The 20,102-nt window shown below is 70.0% G+C and carries 17 protein-coding genes; 13 read left to right on the forward strand and 4 right to left on the reverse strand.

Going from position 1 to position 20,102, the window contains the following annotated elements; all coding sequences use genetic code 11:
* The first annotated feature begins 24 nt into the window (after window positions 1-24).
* Window positions 25-3,486: a DNA polymerase III subunit alpha gene (dnaE, locus tag HL652_RS06970; RefSeq protein WP_253743837.1), complete on the forward strand. Its 3,462-nt coding sequence runs from the start codon at window positions 25-27 to the stop codon at window positions 3,484-3,486.
* Between the two features lie 17 nt (window positions 3,487-3,503).
* The gene (locus HL652_RS06975) at window positions 3,504-4,169 is read left to right on the forward strand and encodes a hypothetical protein (RefSeq protein ID WP_171704660.1); all 666 of its coding nucleotides are present in this window, start codon (window positions 3,504-3,506) and stop codon (window positions 4,167-4,169) included.
* Window positions 4,170-4,173: 4 nt separating this feature from the next.
* Here the strand turns inward: HL652_RS06975 and HL652_RS06980 are convergent, their stop codons facing one another.
* Window positions 4,174-4,551 carry a hypothetical protein gene (locus HL652_RS06980; RefSeq protein ID WP_171704661.1) on the reverse strand — a complete coding sequence of 126 codons (378 nt, stop codon included), beginning with the start codon at window positions 4,549-4,551 and terminating at the stop codon, window positions 4,174-4,176.
* Between the two features lie 128 nt (window positions 4,552-4,679).
* Between HL652_RS06980 and HL652_RS06985 the strand changes: the two genes are divergently transcribed.
* Together HL652_RS06985 and HL652_RS06990 are read left to right on the forward strand one after the other, a co-directional pair.
* Window positions 4,680-6,863, forward strand: coding sequence for a glycosyltransferase (locus tag HL652_RS06985; protein ID WP_171704662.1), 2,184 nt, complete (start codon window positions 4,680-4,682; stop codon window positions 6,861-6,863).
* Window positions 6,860-8,203, forward strand: coding sequence for a glycosyltransferase (locus HL652_RS06990; protein ID WP_171704663.1), 1,344 nt, complete (start codon window positions 6,860-6,862; stop codon window positions 8,201-8,203). The genes HL652_RS06985 and HL652_RS06990 overlap by 4 nt, the downstream gene beginning before the upstream one ends.
* 101 nt (window positions 8,204-8,304) lie before the next feature.
* Here HL652_RS06990 and HL652_RS06995 read toward each other — a convergent pair whose 3' ends face one another.
* Window positions 8,305-9,519: an alpha/beta hydrolase family protein gene (locus HL652_RS06995; protein WP_171704664.1), complete on the reverse strand. Its 1,215-nt coding sequence runs from the start codon at window positions 9,517-9,519 to the stop codon at window positions 8,305-8,307.
* Between the two features lie 83 nt (window positions 9,520-9,602).
* Between HL652_RS06995 and hisD the strand changes: the two genes are divergently transcribed.
* The 4 genes from hisD to HL652_RS07015 are packed head-to-tail and all read left to right on the forward strand — an operon-like array spanning window position 9,603 to window position 12,902.
* Window positions 9,603-10,919, forward strand: coding sequence for a histidinol dehydrogenase (gene hisD, locus HL652_RS07000; protein WP_171704665.1), 1,317 nt, complete (start codon window positions 9,603-9,605; stop codon window positions 10,917-10,919).
* Between the two features lie 8 nt (window positions 10,920-10,927).
* A complete protein-coding gene (locus HL652_RS07005) occupies window positions 10,928-11,326 on the forward strand; it encodes a DUF1801 domain-containing protein (protein WP_171704666.1) in 399 nt (132 codons plus the stop codon).
* 12 nt (window positions 11,327-11,338) lie between these two features.
* A complete protein-coding gene (nrdR, locus tag HL652_RS07010) occupies window positions 11,339-11,854 on the forward strand; it encodes a transcriptional regulator NrdR (protein WP_171704667.1) in 516 nt (171 codons plus the stop codon).
* A gap of 7 nt (window positions 11,855-11,861) precedes the next feature.
* On the forward strand, window positions 11,862-12,902 hold the full coding sequence (locus HL652_RS07015; RefSeq protein ID WP_171704668.1) for a quinone-dependent dihydroorotate dehydrogenase: 1,041 nt from the start codon (window positions 11,862-11,864) through the stop codon (window positions 12,900-12,902).
* Window positions 12,903-12,926: 24 nt separating this feature from the next.
* Here HL652_RS07015 and HL652_RS07020 read toward each other — a convergent pair whose 3' ends face one another.
* Window positions 12,927-13,499, reverse strand: coding sequence for a DUF3043 domain-containing protein (locus tag HL652_RS07020; RefSeq protein ID WP_171704669.1), 573 nt, complete (start codon window positions 13,497-13,499; stop codon window positions 12,927-12,929).
* 36 nt (window positions 13,500-13,535) lie between these two features.
* Here HL652_RS07020 and HL652_RS07025 point away from each other — a divergent pair, with 36 nt between their 5' ends.
* The 5 genes from HL652_RS07025 to ctaF all read left to right on the forward strand — a co-directional run bounded on the left by HL652_RS07025 (window position 13,536) and on the right by ctaF (window position 18,650).
* The gene (locus HL652_RS07025) at window positions 13,536-14,957 is read left to right on the forward strand and encodes a dipeptidase (RefSeq protein WP_171704670.1); all 1,422 of its coding nucleotides are present in this window, start codon (window positions 13,536-13,538) and stop codon (window positions 14,955-14,957) included.
* A gap of 65 nt (window positions 14,958-15,022) precedes the next feature.
* Complete coding sequence (locus tag HL652_RS07030) at window positions 15,023-15,412, forward strand: HesB/IscA family protein (RefSeq protein ID WP_171704671.1); 390 nt, start codon at window positions 15,023-15,025, stop codon at window positions 15,410-15,412.
* Between the two features lie 188 nt (window positions 15,413-15,600).
* Entirely contained in the window at window positions 15,601-16,473 is an 873-nt protein-coding gene (ctaC, locus tag HL652_RS07035) for an aa3-type cytochrome oxidase subunit II (RefSeq protein ID WP_253743702.1), read from the forward strand.
* Between the two features lie 10 nt (window positions 16,474-16,483).
* Window positions 16,484-18,226 carry an aa3-type cytochrome oxidase subunit I gene (gene ctaD, locus HL652_RS07040; protein WP_253743704.1) on the forward strand — a complete coding sequence of 581 codons (1,743 nt, stop codon included), beginning with the start codon at window positions 16,484-16,486 and terminating at the stop codon, window positions 18,224-18,226.
* A 4-nt stretch (window positions 18,227-18,230) separates the two neighbouring features.
* Window positions 18,231-18,650 (forward strand): aa3-type cytochrome oxidase subunit IV, encoded by a 420-nt coding sequence (ctaF, locus tag HL652_RS07045; protein WP_171704673.1) that lies wholly within the window; start codon window positions 18,231-18,233, stop codon window positions 18,648-18,650.
* Window positions 18,651-18,766: 116 nt separating this feature from the next.
* On the opposite strand, the gene HL652_RS07050 is transcribed toward ctaF, so the two are convergent.
* Window positions 18,767-20,101 carry a cell wall-binding repeat-containing protein gene (locus tag HL652_RS07050; RefSeq protein ID WP_171704674.1) on the reverse strand — a complete coding sequence of 445 codons (1,335 nt, stop codon included), beginning with the start codon at window positions 20,099-20,101 and terminating at the stop codon, window positions 18,767-18,769.
* Window position 20,102: the final 1 nt, after the last annotated feature.

The raw sequence follows: 20,102 nt of genomic DNA on the forward strand, positions 1-20,102 counted from the left end.
CTGCACGTCCACAGCGAGTACTCCATGCTCGACGGTGCGGCGAGGGTGAAGCCGCTCATCGAGGCGGCCAAGGAGCAGGGGATGCCCGCGGTCGCTGTCACCGACCACGGCAACGTCTTCGGTGCCTTCGACTTCTGGCGCACGGCGACCGAGGCCGGCATCAAGCCCATCATCGGCACCGAGGCGTACCTCACGCCAGGAACCCATCGCGGCGACAAGACCCGCGTGCGCTGGGGCAACGGTGGAGGCGACGACGTCTCGGGCGCCGGCGCGTACACGCACATGACGCTGCTCTCCGAGACCACCGAGGGCATGCACAACCTGTTCCGGCTGAGCTCGAAGGCGAGCATCGAGGGTCAGTACTTCAAGCCCCGTATGGACAGGGAGCTGCTCAGCCAGTACGGCAAGGGCCTCATCGCCACGACGGGGTGCCCGTCGGGTGAGATCCAGACGCGTCTGCGGCTCGGCCAGTACGACGAGGCGCTCAAGGCGGCGAGCGACTTCCGCGACATCTTCGGTGCCGAGAACTTCTTCTGCGAGATCATGGACCACGGTCTCGAGATCGAACGCCGCATCATGGGCGACCTCATCCGGCTCGCCAAGCAGCTCGACCTCAAGCTCGTCGCAACCAACGACCTGCACTACACGCACGCCCACGACGCCACCAGCCACGCGGCGCTGCTCTGCGTGCAGTCGGGGTCGACGCTCTCCGACCCCAACCGCTTCAAGTTCGACGCCGACGAGTTCTACCTCAAGAGCGCCCAAGAGATGCGGCAGCTCTTCCGCGACTACCCCGACGCCTGCGACAACACGCTGCTCATCGCCGAGCGCTGCAACGTCGAGTTCGACACCAAAGCCAACTACATGCCCCGCTACCCGGTGCCCGAGGGGGAGACCGAGGCGACCTGGTTCGAGAAGGAGGTCGAGGAGGGGCTGAAGCTCCGCTACCCGAACGGCATCTCGCAGGAGGTGCGCGAGCGCGCCGACTACGAGGTGGGCGTCATCAAGAGCATGGGCTTCCCGGGCTACTTCCTCGTCGTCGCCGACTTCATCAACTGGTCGAAGCGCAACGGCATCCGCGTCGGCCCGGGCCGTGGATCGGGTGCGGGCTCGATGGCGGCGTACGCCATGCGCATCACCGACCTCGACCCGCTGGTGCACGGCCTCATCTTCGAGCGCTTCCTCAACCCCGACCGCGTCTCCATGCCCGACTTCGACGTCGACTTCGACGACCGTCGCCGCGGCGAGGTCATCAAGTACGTCACCGAGAAGTACGGCGACGAGCGCGTCGCCCAGATCGTCACCTACGGCACCATCAAGGCCAAGCAGGCGCTGAAAGACTCCGGGCGCGTGCTCGGCTTCCCGTTCAGCATGGGGGAGAAGCTCACCAAGGCGATGCCGCCGCCCATCATGGGCAAGGACATCCCGCTGTCGGGCATCTTCGACAAGAACCACCCTCGCTACAAAGAGGCCGTCGACATCCGCACGGTCATCGAGACCGACCCCGAGGCGCGCACGGTGTTCGACACCGCGCTCGGCATCGAGAACCTGAAGCGCCAGTGGGGCGTTCACGCGGCCGGCGTCATCATGTCGAGCGACCCACTGATCGACATCATCCCGATCATGAAGCGGGAGCAGGACGGCCAGATCGTCACCCAGTTCGACTACCCCGCCGCGGAGTCGCTCGGGCTCATCAAGATGGACTTCCTGGGGCTTCGAAACCTCACCATCATCGACGACGCGCTCGACAACATCCGTGCCAACCGCGGTGAAGACCTCGTGCTCGAAGACCTCGACCTCGACGACGCGCCCTCCTACGAACTGCTCGCCCGCGGCGACACCCTCGGCGTCTTCCAGCTCGACGGCGGCCCCATGCGGGGGCTGTTGCGGCTGATGAAGCCCGACAACTTCGAAGACATCTCGGCGGTGCTCGCGCTCTACCGGCCTGGCCCCATGGGCGCCGACTCGCACACCAACTACGCGTTGCGCAAGAACAAGATCCAGCCCATCACGCCCATCCACCCCGAGCTGGCCGAGCCGCTCGAAGACGTTCTGGGCGGCACCTACGGCCTCATCGTGTACCAGGAGCAGGTGATGTCGATCGCGCAGAAGCTGGCCGGCTTCACCCTCGCCCAGGCCGACCTGCTGCGCCGCGCGATGGGCAAGAAGAAGAAGTCGGAGCTCGACAAGCAGTACGAGGGCTTCAGCGCCGGCATGCACGCCAACGGCTACTCCGAGGCCGCCGTCAAGACGCTCTGGGACATCCTGCTCCCCTTCTCCGACTACGCCTTCAACAAGGCGCACTCCGCGGCTTACGGCGTCATCTCCTACTGGACCGCCTACCTCAAGGCGCACTACCCCGCTGAGTACATGGCAGCGCTCCTCACGAGCGTCGGCGACTCCAAAGACAAGATGGCGATGTACCTCAACGAGTGCCGCCGCATGGGCATCAAGGTGCTGCCCCCCGACGTGAACTCATCGATCGGCTTCTTCACCGCCGTCGGCCCCGACATCAGGTTCGGGCTGGGGGCTGTGCGCAACGTCGGGATGAACGTGGTCGAGCTCATCCGCGGCGCCCGTGAGGAGAAGGGCGCCTTCACCTCCTTCGGCGACTTCCTCAAGAAGATCCCGCTCGGCGCCACCAACAAGCGCACCATCGAGTCGCTCATCAAGGCGGGTGCCTTCGACTCGCTCGGCGCCACCCGCCGTGCCCTCATGGAGGTGCACGAGGCGATGATCGACAACGCCGTCTCGGAGAAGCGCAACGAGGCCAACGGCCAGGTCGGCTTCGACTTCGACTCGCTGTGGGATGCGCCCGAAGAGGTTCACGACATCCCCGCACGACCCGAGTGGGCCAAGCGCGACAAGCTGGCCTTCGAACGCGACATGCTGGGACTGTACGTCTCCGATCATCCGCTCGCCGGTCTCGAGGTGGAGCTCGCGAAGCACGCCTCGACGACGATTCTCGACCTGCTCTCGAGCGAGCACGTGAACGACGGCGACCAGGTCACCATCGCGGGCCTCATCACCTCGGTGCAGCACCGCACCGCGAAGAACTCGGGCAACCAGTACGGCATGATCACGGTCGAGGACTTCGCCGGCGAGATCACCGCGATGTTCATGGGCAAGACCTACCAGGAGTTCGGCCCCGCCCTCTCGAACGACTCCATCGTGGTGGTGCGCGGGCGGGTTTCGCTGCGCGACGACGGCATGAACCTCCACGCCTTCAGCCTGTTCCAGCCCGCCCTCGGCACGGCCGGCTCGTCGGGCCCGCTGCACATCTCCTTGGCGGAGTTCAAAGCCACCACCGACACCGTGCAGGCGCTCAACGACGTGCTCATCAGGCATTCCGGCGACACCGAGGTGCGGCTGAAGCTCATCAAAAACGACAACGTGCGGGTGTTCGAGGTGCCGTACCCGGTGTCGGTCACCGCCGACCTGTTCGGCGAACTGAAGTCGCTGCTCGGCCCGAACTGCCTGGCGTAGCCGGGATCGAGGTCGTCGTGCGATCGAGCGATCCGGTGCCCGGCAACCCGTGGCCGCACGAGATGGTGCTCTCCATCGACGACTTCCCGAGCGCCCTCCACGAGCTGCTGTGGGTGCGAGAGGCATGGGGGCTCGACGTGCACGGCGACGACCTGCCGCCTCTGCTCACCCACGGTCCCGCCCGGCTCGCCCCCGCCGACGCCTCGGCACCCGCGGCGTGGGCATCGGCCTGGCCGGTGCTCTGGCGCGCAGCCCTCGACCGCATCGCCCACGTCGTCGGCCCCGACCAGGCAGAGCGGATGCGCGGCGCAGCCCTCGCCGCAGCCGACGAGTCGGTGGGCTTCGACGACGCGCTCGCCCTCATCGACGGGCCGAACTTGCGCGAGAGCTTCGGTGACTCCGCCTTCACTTCGACAGACGCCGCCTCCTCGTGGGAGGCGTGGCAGCACGCCCACCGTCAGACCGTGAACCTGCGGCGACCGCTCCTCTACGAGGAGACGCCCGAGTGGGTCGCGCTCCCCGCCCTGGTGCCGGCGTGGAAGGCAGGGCTCGAGAAGATCGTGCTCATCCCGTGCCGCGGCGACTTCACGCGGCGACTCGGCGCTTCGGCGCTGCTCGTCACGGAGTCGACTCGCCACGATCCGCTGCGCTACGTGCGGGCGCTCCGGTCGTTCGCGGGGTAGCCGCTCAGCCCGCGCGGAAGGGGCGCAGCACCTCGGGGGAGACCGGGAACGGGACGGAGTGGTAGACCTGGGTGGCGTTGATGTCGCCCCAGTCCTCCTGTTTCACGCGCACGGTTTGGGGCGTGACCTCGACGAGACGCACGCGCAGCCAGTGCCCGCTGTCGAGTCTCAGCTCGTAGGGGTCGGCGAGGTACCCGAGGCCCCGCTCGTCGAGCGCGGTCTCGGCGTCGAACCAGTCGACCGCGTCGGTGACCGGCCGGCCGAGCAGGTCGATGGCGACGAACCCGTCGCCGTCGGGGCGCATCCAGCCGACGAGTTCGCGGTCGAGGCCACGGCGGTGCTCCATCCAGGTGGAGGCCGGAGCGGGGGGCTGAGCGGTCATGCCCACATCGTAGAGCGCCGTGAGTTCGAAAAATGTTTAGGCGACTTTATGGCTAGACAATCTAGAGTCGTGAGTGGGTCTCAACGGAACCCTCCGGAGACGAACCACCCGACAGCAAAGGCGAGCCCATGGGCATCCAGACCTCCCTCGACGGCGTGCGCGACGCCGACCGCATCGTCGAGGCCATGCGGTTAGCCGACGAGCTCGCCTTCGAGGCCAGCCGGGAGCCCGGCCTCCGCACCCTGCGCATCCTCTCCGGCGCCCTCGAGGGCGACGACGACGTCACCGCCATCGCCGCCGTGCACGCCTTCGGTCAGATTCACGACGACGACGCCGATCGAGTGCTCACCACCTTGCTCTCGAACGAGCGCGCCTTCCTCCGCGAGCACGCGGCCTGGGTGCTCGGCGCCCACCTCCCGCACTTCGACGCCGTCGGCCGGCTCATCGGCCTCGTGCTCGACGGCGGCTTCGGCGGCATGATCGCGCAGCGCACCCTCGAGCAGTGGGCGCAGACCGCCCCCGAGCACGTGGCCATCGGTCTCGAGGGCGCCCTCCTCGGCGTCGACGACCCGGATGCGCGCTACCGCCTGATGGAGACCCTCGGCCTGGTACGCGGCGCCGGCCCGTCGCGCCGCCTGCACGCCGCGGCGGGCGACGAGGGCGAACACCTCCTCGTGCGCACCGCGGCCGTGGCGGCCCTCGGCCAGCGGCGGGGCGACAGCGCCGCCGCCGAGAAGCTCGACGAGCTCGCCCGCGGCGACGGCCCGCTGCGTGACATCGCCCGGCTCGGCCTCATCGACCTCGCGGGCGGGAGCGTGCAGCGCAGCGCCGCGGGTGAGGGCCTCACCGTGGCCCAGCTCTTCCTGCACGCCGACATCGACGCCGGCCTCACGGCTGCCGGCAGCGGCGACAACGGCGGCGTCGCCACCCTGCTCGTGCGCCTCGGCGACGCGCTGGTGCGCGACGGCGGCCGTGCCGGGGCCGGGGCGGCAGGAGCATCCGCTGATGTGAAGCGTGTCGTCACGCTCTCGCGCGGCTCGGTGGGCGACGCGATCGACAGCGTCGTCGACGTGGCGGGTCGCTCGACCGGTCACCTCTACGGCCGCATCCCGTCGCTCACCCCTCCCGTGAGCAGCGCGGCGGCCTGGCCGCAGCGGGTGGCCGCCCGCCGCGGCATCCGTCGGGTGCTTCGTGCCGCCGGCAGCGTCGACGTGCTGCACCTGCGCATGGCGGAGGTCGGGAGCCTCGCCGCGAGCGACGTGGCCCGCGAGCTCGACATCCCCGTGGTGTTCACGGTGGCGCCCGACCCGCACGCCGTCATCCAGTCGATGGACTCGGCCGGCACCCTCACCCGGCAGAGCTTCGGCGCGGCCGACGAGCGCGAGCACTTCTGGTTCCGCGCCCGGCTGGTGCAGCGCCTCGCCTCGAACGCCCACCACACCGTGCTCTTCCCGCGCCCGCAGCTGCGGCGCGACATGCGCGCCCTCGTCGGCATCGACATCGACTCGCACCCCGAGCGGCACACGGTGGTTCCCGAGGGAATCGACCTCGACGTGGTCGACGCCGCCCTCGCCGACGCGACCGCCCACCGCGAGGGTGCCGCGCCCGGCGCCGAACTCGCGGCGCTGCGCACGCTCGTCGAGGCTCTGCCTGAGCACCGGCGCGGGCTCCCGCTCGTCGTCAGCGTCGGCCGCTTCCACCAGGTGAAGGGCATGGCGGCCATCGTCTCCGCCTGGCAGAGCAGCAGCGCCGCCGAGCGTGCGAACCTCCTGCTCGTCGGGGGCGACCTGCGGCACCCCTCCGCCGCCGAGCAGCAGCAGCTCGACGCCATCGAGGCGGTCGTGCCCGCGGGGCTGCGGGCCGAGCGCGGGCTCATCCTCTCGGGTCATCAGCCGAACGACACGGCGGCCCGCTGGATGGCGGCCGCACGCACCGGCCTCCCGGGCCTCACCGCCCCCGACGGCGTCTACGTCTGCGGCAGCCTGAAGGAGGAATTCGGCATCGCCCTGCTCGAGGCCATGGCCACGGGACTGTTCGTGGTCGCGCCCGACGGCGGCGGCCCGGCGACCTACGTGGAGCGCGGCCGCACCGGTCTGCTCACTCAGACCTGGGACGGCGCCGCACTCACCGCGGCGATCGAGTCGGCGATCGACACCGCCGGCGCCCCGGGCGAGGCCCCCGCGCGAGCAGCCCGTTCCCGCGCGGTCGTCGAGGCGAGCTTCACCATCCAGGCCATGGCACGCTCCCTGGAGTCGGTCTACGCGGGTGTGCACCGCGAGAGCGCCGCCACCGACCGGGCGGTCACCGCATGAGCGTGCTGGTCATCAGCCCCGACTACGCGTCGCATCTCCTGCCGCTCGTCACCCTCGCCGGGGCGTGGCTCGAGCGCGGGGAGGAGGTGGTCGTGGCGACGGGCGAGTCGACGGAGGCCATCGTCGCGAAGGCCGGCGCCCGCCGGGAGCACCTCCAACTCGGGCGCGGCTCCAACCCCGGCGTCATCAGGGCCGAGGAGCAGCCGCGCGACGAGGGTGCCTCGCTGCGGGGCTTCTTCGAGGCGACCCGCCGCGGCATGATCCCGACCCTCCGCTACCAGGCCGAGCAGCGGCTCACCGACCTCATGTGGCAGCCGGTGCAGAAGGCGCGGGAGACCGTCGCCGTGGTCGACGCCGTGCAGCCCGACACCATCCTCGTCGACCACCTCGCGTTCAGTGCGCGCCTCGGTCTGCAGGCCGCGCGCATCCCGTACACCGACGTGGTGCTCGGCCACCCCTCAGCCCTTCCCGTCGGCGACGAGCTCTACGGACTGCCGAGCGCCTGGCCCGCGTGCTTCACGCCGCCCGCCGAGGAGGTCGAGCGCCTGCGCGAGCTGTGCCTGCGGGTGAGCGAGTCGTTCACCCGGGAGTGGAACACCGCCCTCGCCGAGCTCGACCCCCTCGCCACCCCGTCGCCGTCGGCGTTCTCCGAGACGGGGGAGTCGCTGCTGTTCAACTACCCGGCCGCACTCGCCGACCCGTCGCGGGCCGCCTTCCTGCCGCCTCACCGCTACCTCGGCTCGACGCCGCGCGACGACGGCGGCGACGTCGAGGTGGAGCGCTGGATCGCCTCCTCCGACGAGCCGTTCGTCTACGTGAGCTTCGGCAGCTTCCTCTCGGTGCGCGACGACGTGCTCGCCCGGGTCGCCGACGCCCTCCGCGAGGCCGGGCTGCGCGCCGCGATCGCGACGGGCTCGGGCGACCCGGCTCGCCTCGGCTCCGTGCCCGACAGCTGGCTCGTGCGCGAGTTCCTGCCGCAGGTCACCCTGCTCAGGTCGGCGGCCGCGGCCGTGACCCACGGCGGCAACAACAGCGTCACCGAGGCCGCGACCTTCGGCGTACCCCTCGTCGTGCTCCCGTTCTCCACCGACCAGTTCGCGGGGGCGGCCGCCCTCGAGCGCGCCGGCGTGGGCGTCGCGCTCGACCCGAACACGGCGACGGTGCCCGAACTCGCGGCGGCGCTCCGCACGATCACGGGCGACGCAGCTGTCGGGGGCGGCGCCAGCGGTGGCGGCGTCGCCGGCTGGCGCGGCGGGGAACGGATGCGCGCCATCGCGGCCGAGCTCGCCGCCGCCCCCGGCCCCGAACTCGCCTACCGCGTGGGCTCGCCGATCCCGTAGCGTTCGAAAACGCAAACGTCGCGGCATCCGTCCCCGTAGAGGGCTCGGAGGCCGCGACGTGTGCGTTTCTGAACGCCCCGGAGACGGGGTCCCGCCCCGTGTCAGTTCTGCCCGACGCGCATCCGCTCGTCCATCCAGTCGAACATGCGCTGGGCGGTGAGGGTGCGAGCGAGTGGCTGGCAGTGGCCCGAGGCGCCCTCCGCCGCCGTGAAGTGCACGAGGGTCGACACGCTCTCGGTCAGCGCAGCGAGCCGCTCTGACTGCCCGGGCCAGAACTGCTCGCCCTCGGGGTCGGTGATGAGCAGCGGCGTGGTGATGCGGGCGGCGAGGTCGCCGAGTGCGTAGCGGCGCACGGCCTCGATGGTCTCGGCGTAGGCGCCGGGGGCGGTGCCGTAGGGGCGCGCCCGGAACTGCCAGGTGCGCGCCGTGTCTGGGCTCAGCTTCAGCCCCAACGCCATCTCCTTGTCGAACTTCTCGTTCTCGCCGCGATCGAGCAGCTTCAGCAGCGACGACGGGAGGTGCGAGGTCCACGAGGTGGAGACGTCGACGACTCCGGGGTCGGTGACGGCGGCGGCGAAGCGGTGCTCGAAGGCGAGCGCCCGCGCCACCCAGTAGCCGCCCTGGCTGATGCCGTACAGGCCGATGCGGGCCGGGTCGACGCCGGGCTGTGCCGCCACGAAGTCGTAGACCGGGGTGAGCACGTTCTCCCAGTCGGGCCGGAACGGCACTCCCCGGTCGAACAGCTGCGTCTGCTGGCCCGGTCCGTCGAAGACGAGCACCGTGTAACCCCGGCGGAGCGCCGGCGACACGCAGCTCGCCCAGAGCGAGGCGAGCGAGCCGTCGCTGCCGTTGACCGCCACGACCGTCGCTCCGCCGGCCGCGCCGGGGCGGAACAGGAAACCGGGCAGTGAGGCATTCTCGTAGGGGATACCGACGCGCTCGACCTGCACCGGCGTGTTGTCGACGAACGACTCCCACGCCCGGCGCTGCCGCCCGAAGGTGGGCGCGAGCCGGTCGGAGTCGGGCAGTGAGCTCACCGCGTTCACCGCGACGGCGTAGTAGTGCGAGGCCCGGAGGTACGCCTCGGCGGCGCTCACCCGGTGACCCCCCGCCGCCGCCTGGTCGGCGATCTCGGAGACCCGGTCGCCGAGCGAGGCCCACGCCACATACCAGGCCTCGTGGTCGCCTTTGCGGATGCCGGCGGTCGCCGCCAGCACTTCGCCCGGCTCCGACGCTCCCTCCACCGCGCCACCCAGCACGGTGCGGATCTCGAAGTCCCAGTCGTCGTTCGGCGAGAACCGGTCTCGGTCGTTCATGGGTGTTGTCCTCTCGCCTGTGCCTCGATCCAGTGTGCCCGAAGGCTCCCCGCGGCGACAGCGCTCGGTAGGCTGGAACCGCCATGATCCAGACCATCGACCTCCGCGGTCAGACCCCCACCCGTGCCGAGCTCGGAGCCCTCGTTCCGCGCGCCGCCACCGACGTCACCGTCGCGGCCACCGCCGCCGCCGAGCTCGTGGAGGCGGTGCGCACGCGCGGCCTCGACGCCCTGCGCGAGCAGGCCGAGCGCTTCGACCGGGTGGTGCCCGAGCACGTGCGGGTGCCGCAGGCGGCCATCGACGCCGCCGTCGAGGCCCTCGACCCGGCCGTGCGCTCGGCCCTCGAAGAGACCATCGCACGGGTGCGCCTGGCCACCGCCGCCCAGATTCCGGATGCTCGGGTCACCACACTCGACGACGGTGCGCTGGTCGAGCAGCGCTGGCACCCGGTGGAGCGTGTCGGGCTCTACGTTCCCGGCGGCAAGGCGGTCTACCCGTCGAGCGTCGTCATGAACGCGGTGCCCGCCCAGCTCGCGGGTGTGGGCTCCATCGCCCTCGTCTCGCCCCCGCAGAGCGAGTTCGGCGGCTCGGTGCACCCCACCATCCTCGCCGCCGCGGGCCTCCTCGGCCTCACCGAGGTGTACGCCATGGGCGGCGCCGGGGCCGTGGGTGCGCTGGCCTACGGGGTTCCCGAGCTCGGGCTCGAGCCCGTGGAGGTCATCACCGGCCCCGGCAACGTGTTCGTCGCCGCGGCGAAGCGCATCGTGCGCGGGGTCGTCGGCATCGACTCCGAGGCCGGGCCCACCGAGATCCTCGTCATCGCCGACGACAGCGCCGACGCCGGGTTCGTGGCCGCCGACCTGGTGAGCCAGGCCGAGCACGACGAGCTCGCCGCCGCGGTGCTCGTCACCGACTCGCCCGCCATGGCCGAGCGCGTGACGGCCGTGCTGGCCGAGGCGGCCGCGTCGACGCGGCACGCCGAGCGGGTGGCGATCGCCCTCGACGGACCGCAGTCGGCGATCGTGCTCGTCGACTCGCTCGAGGCCGCGGCCGCCGTGAGCAACGTGTACGGCCCCGAGCACCTCGAACTGCAGACCGCCGACACCGAGGCGACGCTCGCGCTCATCCACAACGCCGGCGCCGTCTTCGTGGGCGGGTACTCGCCGGTGAGCCTCGGCGACTACCTGGCCGGGTCGAACCACGTGCTGCCCACCGGCGGCCAGTCGCGCTTCTCCTCGGGCCTCGGTGCCTACACCTTCCTGCGTCCGCAGCAGATCATCCGCTACGACGAGGGCGCCCTGCGCGCCGTCGCCGACCGCATCGTCGCCCTCGCCGACGCCGAGAACCTCCCCGCCCACGGCGAGGCCGTCACCGCCCGTTTCCGCCCGCTCGACAGCTGACGCAGCGCATGGCCGGGCTCAAGACGACCCCCTCCGACGCCGACGTCACCGCCTTCCTCGACGCGGTGCCCGACGCGCGTCGGCGCGCGGAGGGGCACGAGCTCCGCGCGCTCATCGAGAGCACCACCGGGCTCACCGCGCGGCTGTGGGGGCCGTCGATCGTGGGCTTTGGCGACGGCAGCTACACCACCACGAGCGGCACCCACCCCTGGTTCCTCGTGGGCTTCTCGCCGCGCAAGGCGGCGCTCACCCTCTACGGCGTGCACTCCGACGACGAGGGGCCCGACCCGCGCCTGGGATCGCTCGGCCCGCACTCCACGGGCAAGGGCTGTCTCTACCTCAAGCGCCTCGACGCCGTCGACCGCGAGGTGCTCGCCGAGCTCATCCGGGAGGCCGCGGCAGGGTAGCCTGGAGGGGCCATGTTCTGCCCTTACTGCCGCTACCCCGACTCCCGCGTCGTCGACTCGCGCACCACCGACGACGGCCTGGCCATCCGTCGCCGCCGCCAGTGCCCCGACTGCGGCCGGCGGTTCAGCACCACCGAGACCGCGTCGCTCAGCGTCATCAAGCGCTCCGGTGTGGTCGAGCTGTTCAGTCGCGAGAAGATCGTCAGCGGTGTGCGCAAGGCCTGCCAGGGCCGGCCCGTCACCGACAGCGACCTCGCGGTGCTCGCCCAGCGGGTCGAGGAGACGGTGCGCCTGTCGGGCGCCGCGCAGATCGAGGCGAACGACATCGGCCTCGCCATCCTGCAGCCGCTCCGCGAGCTCGACGAGGTCGCCTACCTGCGCTTCGCGAGCGTCTACCAGGGCTTCGACTCGCTCGACGACTTCGAGGCGGCGATCACGCTGCTGAGGGTCGAGCACGAGCAGGGCAGGTCGGGCGGGGAAGCTTCGGAACGAGCATCCGCTTCGCCGACCGGTTCCACGACAGAGTAGGGCAGGCGTGTACGACTTCCTCTTCCGGCACTTTCTCACGCGGATGGACCCGGAAGACGCGCACCATCTCGCCTTCACGGTGATCAAGGCGATTCCCGCGCTCCGGCTCGACGGTCTCGTCTCGCGCTTCACGAAGGCGCCCGTCGACCTCTCGGTCACGACCCTCGGCCGCACCTTCCCGACCCCGTTCGGCCTCGCCGCGGGCTTCGACAAAGACGCCGCCGGCATCCGCGGCTTCGGCGCACTCGGCTTCGGACACGTTGAGGTGGGCACCATCACGGCGAGGGCGCAGCCCGGCAACCCGCGACCGCGGCTGTTCCGGCTGGTCGCCGATCGCGCCGTCATCAACCGGATGGGGTTCAACAACGGGGGAGCCGCCGCCGCCTCGTTGCGCCTGGCGAAGGTGCGTTCGCTGCGCCACGCACGGCCGGTGATCGGGGTGAACATCGGCAAGAGCCGCGTGGTCGAGGTCGACGACGCCATCGACGACTACCTGCAGAGCGCCAGGGCTCTCGCCCCCATGGCCGACTACCTCGTGGTGAACGTGAGCTCGCCGAACACTCCCGGCCTCCGCGGCCTGCAGGAGCTCGACAAGCTCGCGCCCCTGCTGTCGGCAGTCAAGGCCGAGGCGGGCAGCACGCCGCTGCTGGTGAAGATCGCCCCCGACCTCACCGACGACGAGGTCGTGAAGATCTCGGAGCTCGCGGTGTCACTCGGGCTGGACGGCATCATCGCCACCAACACCACCATCTCCCGCGAGGGGCTGCGGAGCCCGGCCGAGACGGTCGAGGCGGCGGGCGCCGGTGGGCTGTCGGGGGAGCCGCTCAAGGCGCGGTCGCTCGCGGTGCTGAAGCTCATCCGCTCCGTGGTGCCCGAGGAGCTCTGTGTCATCTCGGTGGGCGGGGTCGACACCGCCTACGACGTCGACCAGCGGTTGCTCGCCGGTGCGACGCTGGTGCAGGGGTACACGGCGTTCCTGTACCGGGGGCCGTTCTGGGCGCGGTCGATCAACATCGGGCTGGCGAGGCTGCGCAAGACGCGCGCCTGAGGCGGGCCCGCGCGAGCGCTACCTCTACTGCGGGTACTGGCCGCGCTTCACCTGCGGCTTCGGCAGGCGGAGGCGCCGGAACTGCAGCGCCCGCATGGTGGCGTACCACCGCAGACCCCGTTCGAGCTTGTCGGCGCCGAACTTCTCGCGGAGCTTGCGCATGAGCCGCCAGCCGAGGAAGACACAGTCGGCGATGACGAGCACTACGAAGGCGTAGAGGCCGAGCATCACGCCCGCCTGCACCTCGGGAGCCGGAACGAGCGTCAGCAGGATGACCACGAACATGGCGGGGATGAGGAACTCCCCGAGGTTGAACCGCGCGTCGACGTAGTCGCGGATGTACCGGCGCTGTACCCCCTTGTCGCGCATCGGGAGGTACTTCTCCTCGCCGTTGGCCATGCCCACCCGGGCACGGTCGCGCTGCACCTGCATCTTCGCGCGCGCCTCCTTCGATGCGAGCTTGCGGTCGGTGGGGACGAGCGGGCGCTGGTTGGCGGCCTCACGCTCCTTGCGCGTGGGGGTGGCGTGCCCCTTGCCGACCACAGGCTCCTCGGGAGTCTCGATCACGGGTTCGGGGGTGCTGGATTTCTTGGCCACGGTGTCCTCGTTCGTCGTTCTCTTAAGATTACCTGCATGACTGGTCCCACCGATTCCCCGTTCTCCCAGGAAACAGCGCCGAGCCCCCGCGACGCGGCGGTGCTCGCGGCGGTCGAGGCTGCCCTGCCGTCGTCGATCGCCGAGCTGGCGGGTCTCGTGCGCATCCCTTCGGTGTCGTGGTCGGCCTTCGACCCCGCGCACGTGGCGGCCAGCGCCGACGCCGTGGCGACCCTGTTCCGCGAGACCGGGCTGTTCGAGAGCGTCGACGTGCGCCGCTCGACCACCGCGACGGGTGAAGAGGGGCAGCCCGCCGTTCTCGCCACGCGCCCGGCCAAGAACGGCCGCCCCACCGTGCTGCTCTACGCCCACCACGACGTGCAGCCGCCCGGCGCGGAGGCCGACTGGGAGTCGCCGGCCTTCGAGCCGACCGTGCGCGGCGACCGCCTCTACGGGCGCGGTGCCGCCGATGACAAGGCGGGGGTGCTCTCCCACCTCGCCGCGGTGCGCGCCCTGGCCGAGGTGGCCGGCCCCGACTTCGACCTCGGCATCGCCGTGTTCATCGAGGGGGAGGAGGAGTTCGGCTCCCGCTCCTTCCAGAACTTCCTGCGCGAGAACCGCGACCGCCTCGCCGCCGACGTCATCGTCGTCGCCGACTCCGACAACTGGGACGAGAACACTCCGTCGCTCACGGTGAGCCTGCGCGGCAACGTCACCTTCCGCCTCACCGTGACGACGCTCGAGCACGCCTCGCACTCGGGCATGTTCGGCGGGGCCGCGCCCGACGCCATGATGGCCGCGCTGCGGCTCGCCGCGAGCTTCCACGACGACGCCGGATCCGTCGCCGTCGCCGGGCTCGTCACGCGCGACGCCGAGACCCCCGAGTACACCGAGGAGACGCTGCGCGCCGAGGCGGGCCTGCTCGAGGGCGTCACCCCGGTCGGAACCGGCAGCATCCTCTCCCGGCTCTGGAACCAGCCCTCGCTCACCGTCACGGGCATCGACGCGCCGTCGGTGGCGAACGCGTCGAACACGCTCATCCCCTCGGTCGCGCTCAGGGTGAGCGTGCGCATCGCACCGGGGCAGGATGCTCGCGAGGCCCTCGACGCCGTCACCCGGCACATCCGGTCGCACACCCCGTTCGGCGCCCACGTCGAGATCGACGAGGTCGACACCGGCAGCCCGTTCCTCGTCGACACCTCGGGGTGGGCCGTCGCCGAGGCCGAGCGCGCCATGGCCGACGCCTGGGGACGGCCCGCGGTGCTGGCCGGCATCGGCGGCTCGATCCCGTTCATCCCGCAGCTGGTCGCCGAGTTCCCCGAGGCGCAGATCCTCGTCACCGGGGTCGAAGACCCGCACACCCGGGCGCACAGCCCGAACGAGTCGCTGCACCTCGGGGTGTTCAAGCGGGCCATCGGCGCCCAGGCACTCCTGCTGGCGCGCCTGAACGACCGGGAATGAATCAGCGGGCTTCCCGGTTGCCGGAGTTAGACTTCCCGCATACGTCCGATCGAAATGGAGTGCTGATGAGCGACACCATCACCGCTGAGTCCGTCACGGCGGCAGGCCCGGCCCCCGCCGAGGCGCCCGCGCACAAGGTGGGCATCACCCCTGCGGCGGGCCAGAAGGTCAAGACGCTGCTCGAGCAGGAGGGCCGCGACGACCTGCGCCTGCGCGTGGCCGTGCAGCCCGGCGGCTGCTCCGGTCTCATCTACCAGCTGTACTTCGACGAGCGCATGCTCGACGGCGACGGCGTGGTCGACTTCGACGGCGTCGAGGTCATCGTCGACAAGATGAGCACCCCCTACCTCGAGGGCGCCACCATCGACTTCGAAGACACCATCCAGAAGCAGGGCTTCACCATCGACAACCCGAACGCGTCGGGCAGCTGCGCCTGCGGCGACTCGTTCCACTGACCGTCGGCGCGGCGCAGACAGGCGTCGCGACACGCCGCTCAGGAAAAGGGCCGTTCCCTCCGGGACGGCCCTTTTCGCGTCTCTAACACACGCTGCCGGGGCGCGGCTGTGGCATCCACGGGGAAATCGACACAGTAGGCTAGGAGAAGGTCAAATACACTGAGGTGTAGCTTCCCGAAAGGTTCCTGGTGCGCTCTAGACGACGTCTCCGCTGGGCCGCGATCCCCATCGCGGCGTTAATGTCCGTTGTTCTCGCAGGATGCACTCAGGAGCAGCTGCAGGGCTGGCTCCCCACCGAGCCGGGAACGACGAACAACGTCGACCGCGTCATCGGCCTCTGGGTCACCTCGTGGATCGTCCTGCTCATCGTCGGCATCGTCACCTGGGCGCTCATCATCTGGGCGATCGTGGTCTACCGCCGTCGCAAGGGCCAGACCGGCCTGCCCGCCCAGCTGCGCTACAACATGCCGATCGAGATCTTCTACACGATCGTGCCGCTCATCCTGGTTCTCGGCTTCTTCGCCTTCACCGCGCGCGACCAGGCAGCGATCGAGGAGCCCTACGCCAACCCCGACGTGAAGATCCAGGTCTTCGGCAAGCAATGGGCGTGGGACTTCAACTACGTCGACGACGACGTCTACTACGCCGGTGTGCAGGGCCAGGAGAACCCCGACGACGACAACGGCAACCTGGTGGAGTCCGAGCTGCCGGTGCTCTACCTGCCCGTCGGCAAGACCGTCGAGATCCAGCTCGAGTCGCGCGACGTCATCCACTCCTTCTGGGTCATCGACTTCTTGTACAAGAAGGACATGCTGCCCGGCAAGACCAACTACATGTACGTCACCCCCGAGCGTGAGGGCACCTTCACCGGCAAGTGCGCCGAGCTCTGCGGTGAGTACCACTCGATGATGCTCTTCAACGTGAAGGTCGTCTCCCAGCAGGAGTACGACGACTACATCGCATCGCTGCGCGCCGCCGGCAACGAAGGCCAGCTCGGGCACGAGTACGACCGCAACCAGAACCTCCCGGGCATCGGCACGCCCGCGCACGAGGAAGAGTAGGAACGCGACCATGACCGCAACAGTCGACGTGGCGCCCGCGGGCGGCGCCCCGGCACCGCTCCCGACCCCCTCGAAGACGGTGGGCCGCAAGGGCAACATCCTGGTGAAGTGGATCACCTCCACCGACCACAAGACCATCGGGTACATGTACCTGATCGCCTCGTTCATCTTCTTCTGCCTCGGCGGCGTGATGGCCCTCGTCATCCGCGCCCAGCTGTTCGAGCCCGGCCTCGAGCTCCTGCAGACGAAAGACCAGTACAACCAGCTGTTCACGATGCACGGCACGATCATGCTGCTCATGTTCGCGACGCCGCTGTTCGCGGGCTTCGCCAACGTGCTCATGCCGCTCCAGATCGGTGCGCCCGACGTGGCGTTCCCGCGTCTGAACGCCTTTGCGTTCTGGCTGTTCACCTTCGGCTCGCTGATCGCGGTCTCCGGCTTCCTCACCCCGCAGGGTGCAGCATCCTTCGGCTGGTTCGCCTACGCGCCGCTGTCGTCGACCACGTTCACGCCGGGTGACGGCGGAAACCTCTGGGTGTTCGGCCTCGGGCTCTCGGGCTTCGGCACCATCCTCGGTGCGGTGAACTTCATCACCACGATCATCACGCTGCGTGCCCCCGGCATGACCATGTTCCGCATGCCGATCTTCACCTGGAACATCCTGGTGACGTCGATCCTCGTGTTGATGGCCTTCCCGGTGCTCGCCGCCGCGCTGTTCGCCCTCGGCGCCGACCGCGTCTTCGGGGCGCACATCTACGACGCGGCCAACGGCGGTGTGCTGCTCTGGCAGCACCTGTTCTGGTTCTTCGGGCACCCGGAGGTGTACATCATCGCGCTACCGTTCTTCGGTATCGTCTCCGAGGTGTTCCCGGTGTTCAGCCGCAAGCCGATCTTCGGGTACAAGACCCTCATCTACGCGACGATCTCCATCGCCGCCCTGTCGGTCACCGTGTGGGCGCACCACATGTACGTCACCGGCTCGGTGCTGCTGCCGTTCTTCGCGCTCATGACGATGCTCATCGCGGTGCCGACGGGCGTGAAGATCTTCAACTGGGTCGGCACCATGTGGCGGGGCTCGGTGACGTTCGAGACGCCCATGATCTGGGCGATCGGCTTCTTGATCACCTTCACCTTCGGTGGTCTCACGGGTGTCATCCTGGCGTCGCCGCCGCTCGACTTCCACGTCTCTGACACCTACTTCGTGGTGGCGCACTTCCACTACGTCGTGTTCGGAACCGTCGTGTTCGCCATGTTCTCCGGCTTCTACTTCTGGTGGCCGAAGTGGACGGGCAAGATGCTCAACGAGCGCCTCGGCTACTGGCACTTCTGGCTGCTGTTCATCGGCTTCCACACGACGTTCCTCATCCAGCACTGGCTGGGCGTCATCGGCATGCCTCGCCGGTACGCGACCTACCAGCCGGAGCCCGGCTTCGAGTGGATGAACCAGCTCTCCACGATCGGTGCGTTCATCCTCGCCGCGTCGCTCATCCCGTTCTTCCTGAACGTGTACGTCACGGCCCGCAAGGCGCCGAAGGTGACGGTGAACGACCCGTGGGGCTACGGCCGCTCGCTCGAGTGGGCGACCTCGTGCCCGCCGCCGCGTCACAACTTCACGTCGATTCCGCGCATCCGTTCGGAGTCTCCGGCGTTCGACCTCAACCACCCCGAGGCCGGCATCCCCGTGGGCATCGGCCCCGCGAAGGATGCTCCGGATGCTCCCACCTACGACGTCGCCGAAGGACAGGTGAAGTAAGGCCATGAGGGTCAACACCAATCTCTTCTGGATCCTCGCGGTCTTCATGGTCCTGGCCGCCACGGCCTACACCGTGTGGTCGGTCATCTGGTACGAGGGTGAGGTCGAGTGGGTCGGCACCGTCGCGATCAGCCTCACGGCGATCCTGTCGGGCTTCCTCGCCTTCTACCTCGGCAAGGTGCACAAGGCGCAGGGCGGCGAGCTGCCCGAAGACCGCCTCGACTCCAACATCGACGACGGCGACCCCGAGATGGGCTTCTACAGCCCGTGGAGCTGGTGGCCGATCGTGCTGGCGGGTGGTGGGGCGCTCCTCGTGCTCGGCCTCGCCGTCGGCTTCTGGATCTGCTTCATCGCCGCCGCGGTCACCCTCGTCGCGATCGTCGGCTGGGTCTACGAGTACTACCGCGGCAACTTCGCCCGCTGAGCCTCGCCGGCCTGCGCGGCACGCGCTGCGCGCGACGCGCGGCACGCGTGCAGAAGGCCCGCACCCCTTCGGGGATGCGGGCCTTCTGCGTTGGTGCGCGCTGGAGGCGCGCTGGCTCAGCTGCAGATCGTCAGTTCTTCGACGGATCGCGGGAGCGAGAGCGGACCACCGAGCAGTGTGATCTCGCTCGGCGCCAAGGCGCCGAGGTGCAGTGCCACCTCGCGATCGAGGCAGTCTCGCACCAGGAAGAGCGGAGCACGACGCGCTCCCGCGAGCACGCCACCGGTCAGCGCGTCGGGGAAGTTCGCTCCCGAGGCCAGGAAGACCTGACTCTGCGGGGTCGTGCGGGGGAACGTCCGCTGGTTGATGCGACGTGACACGGCGTAGCGATCGACCCCACCGGTGCGCTGGGCGACGGCGACACGATGGCTGAGGTCTTCGTGGAGGTCGTCGCTGATGCTCGCCGGGCCTCCGACGAGGCGGAGCTCCGTTACTCCCAGTGCCTGGAAGAGTTCGAGGTCTTCGGGGTCGGTGCGGCTCGCGGTGCCGTCGACCAGCAGCACCCCCGTCCCCTGGACCGCTGCCGGGACCGAGGCGGAGAGAGCGTCGGGGAACGCTGAGCCGCTGGCCAGGTAGAGGCGCGGTGACGTGGACGGGGGCAGCCCGACCGTGTTGTCACGAAGCAGCGCACGTGAGACGTCGAACCGGTCGGCGCCGGTGATGCGGCGCACGCTCGGACGCCACGGGAGTGCAGCGAGCTGTGCCGCGACCGCCGGTCGGACCGAGTTCTCGCCGCCCACGATCACGATCGTGCTGGGGCGCTGGACGCCGAGCTGGTCGAGTACAGCAGTGGGCACGGAGGTGCTCGTGGTGAGGAGGAGCGGCGCCTTCCTCACCGCGGCGACGGCAGTCGTGCTGAGGGCGTCGGCGAAGCCCTCACCGCTCGCGATGTAGGCCAGGGGAGTCGTGGCAGGCGCCACCGCTCGTGCGACCCGCGCTGAGCTCTCATACCGGTCGGCACCGGCGAGCCGCGTCACCGTGGGACGGGGCACGACGTCTACGAGGCATCGCGCCTCCTGAGCGTGGTCGGCATCGGTTGGGCGATCGAGTGAGATCGAGAAGTCGAACGCGCCCGCGTCTGTCGGCACTCCGATGAACTCGAGTCCTCGCTCAGTACGACTGACCGCCACTCCGGGAGGCAGAGCCCCGGCGGTGATCAGCGCCTCGACGCCGTCGGAGGGGATCGCCTCCACCGGCTGGGCCACCGGCAGACCGACCGTCGCGAGCCGGTACGGGCACACCGGCTCCCCACCACCCTCGTCCTCAGCGTTCGGAGCGCCCGTCCAGCCTGAGACCAGCACGGCAAGGAGCGATGCACCCACCCCGGCGGCCAGGGCCTGAGCGCCTCGTCGGCGTGCCGACCCCAGCCATCCTTTCGGAGAGACGTTCACC

Origin of the sequence: Herbiconiux sp. SALV-R1 (assembly GCF_013113715.1) — a bacterium.
Lineage (GTDB): Bacteria > Actinomycetota > Actinomycetes > Actinomycetales > Microbacteriaceae > Herbiconiux.

What these genes read in the sequence shown, in the direction of transcription:
- dnaE (WP_253743837.1), top strand. Translation starts at nt 25, where the DNA reads ATGCTCGACGGTGCGGCGAGGGTGAAGCCGCTCATCGAGGCGGCCAAG.
- HL652_RS07030 (WP_171704671.1), top strand. Translation starts at nt 15,023, where the DNA reads ATGAGCGACACCATCACCGCTGAGTCCGTCACGGCGGCAGGCCCGGCC.
- HL652_RS07025 (WP_171704670.1), top strand. Translation starts at nt 13,536, where the DNA reads ATGACTGGTCCCACCGATTCCCCGTTCTCCCAGGAAACAGCGCCGAGC.
- ctaD (WP_253743704.1), top strand. Translation starts at nt 16,484, where the DNA reads ATGACCGCAACAGTCGACGTGGCGCCCGCGGGCGGCGCCCCGGCACCG.
- HL652_RS06985 (WP_171704662.1), top strand. Translation starts at nt 4,680, where the DNA reads ATGGGCATCCAGACCTCCCTCGACGGCGTGCGCGACGCCGACCGCATC.
- HL652_RS07005 (WP_171704666.1), top strand. Translation starts at nt 10,928, where the DNA reads ATGGCCGGGCTCAAGACGACCCCCTCCGACGCCGACGTCACCGCCTTC.
- ctaF (WP_171704673.1), top strand. Translation starts at nt 18,231, where the DNA reads ATGAGGGTCAACACCAATCTCTTCTGGATCCTCGCGGTCTTCATGGTC.
- nrdR (WP_171704667.1), top strand. Translation starts at nt 11,339, where the DNA reads ATGTTCTGCCCTTACTGCCGCTACCCCGACTCCCGCGTCGTCGACTCG.
- HL652_RS06980 (WP_171704661.1), bottom strand. Translation starts at nt 4,551, where the DNA reads ATGACCGCTCAGCCCCCCGCTCCGGCCTCCACCTGGATGGAGCACCGC.
- hisD (WP_171704665.1), top strand. Translation starts at nt 9,603, where the DNA reads ATGATCCAGACCATCGACCTCCGCGGTCAGACCCCCACCCGTGCCGAG.
- HL652_RS06995 (WP_171704664.1), bottom strand. Translation starts at nt 9,519, where the DNA reads ATGAACGACCGAGACCGGTTCTCGCCGAACGACGACTGGGACTTCGAG.
- HL652_RS06990 (WP_171704663.1), top strand. Translation starts at nt 6,860, where the DNA reads ATGAGCGTGCTGGTCATCAGCCCCGACTACGCGTCGCATCTCCTGCCG.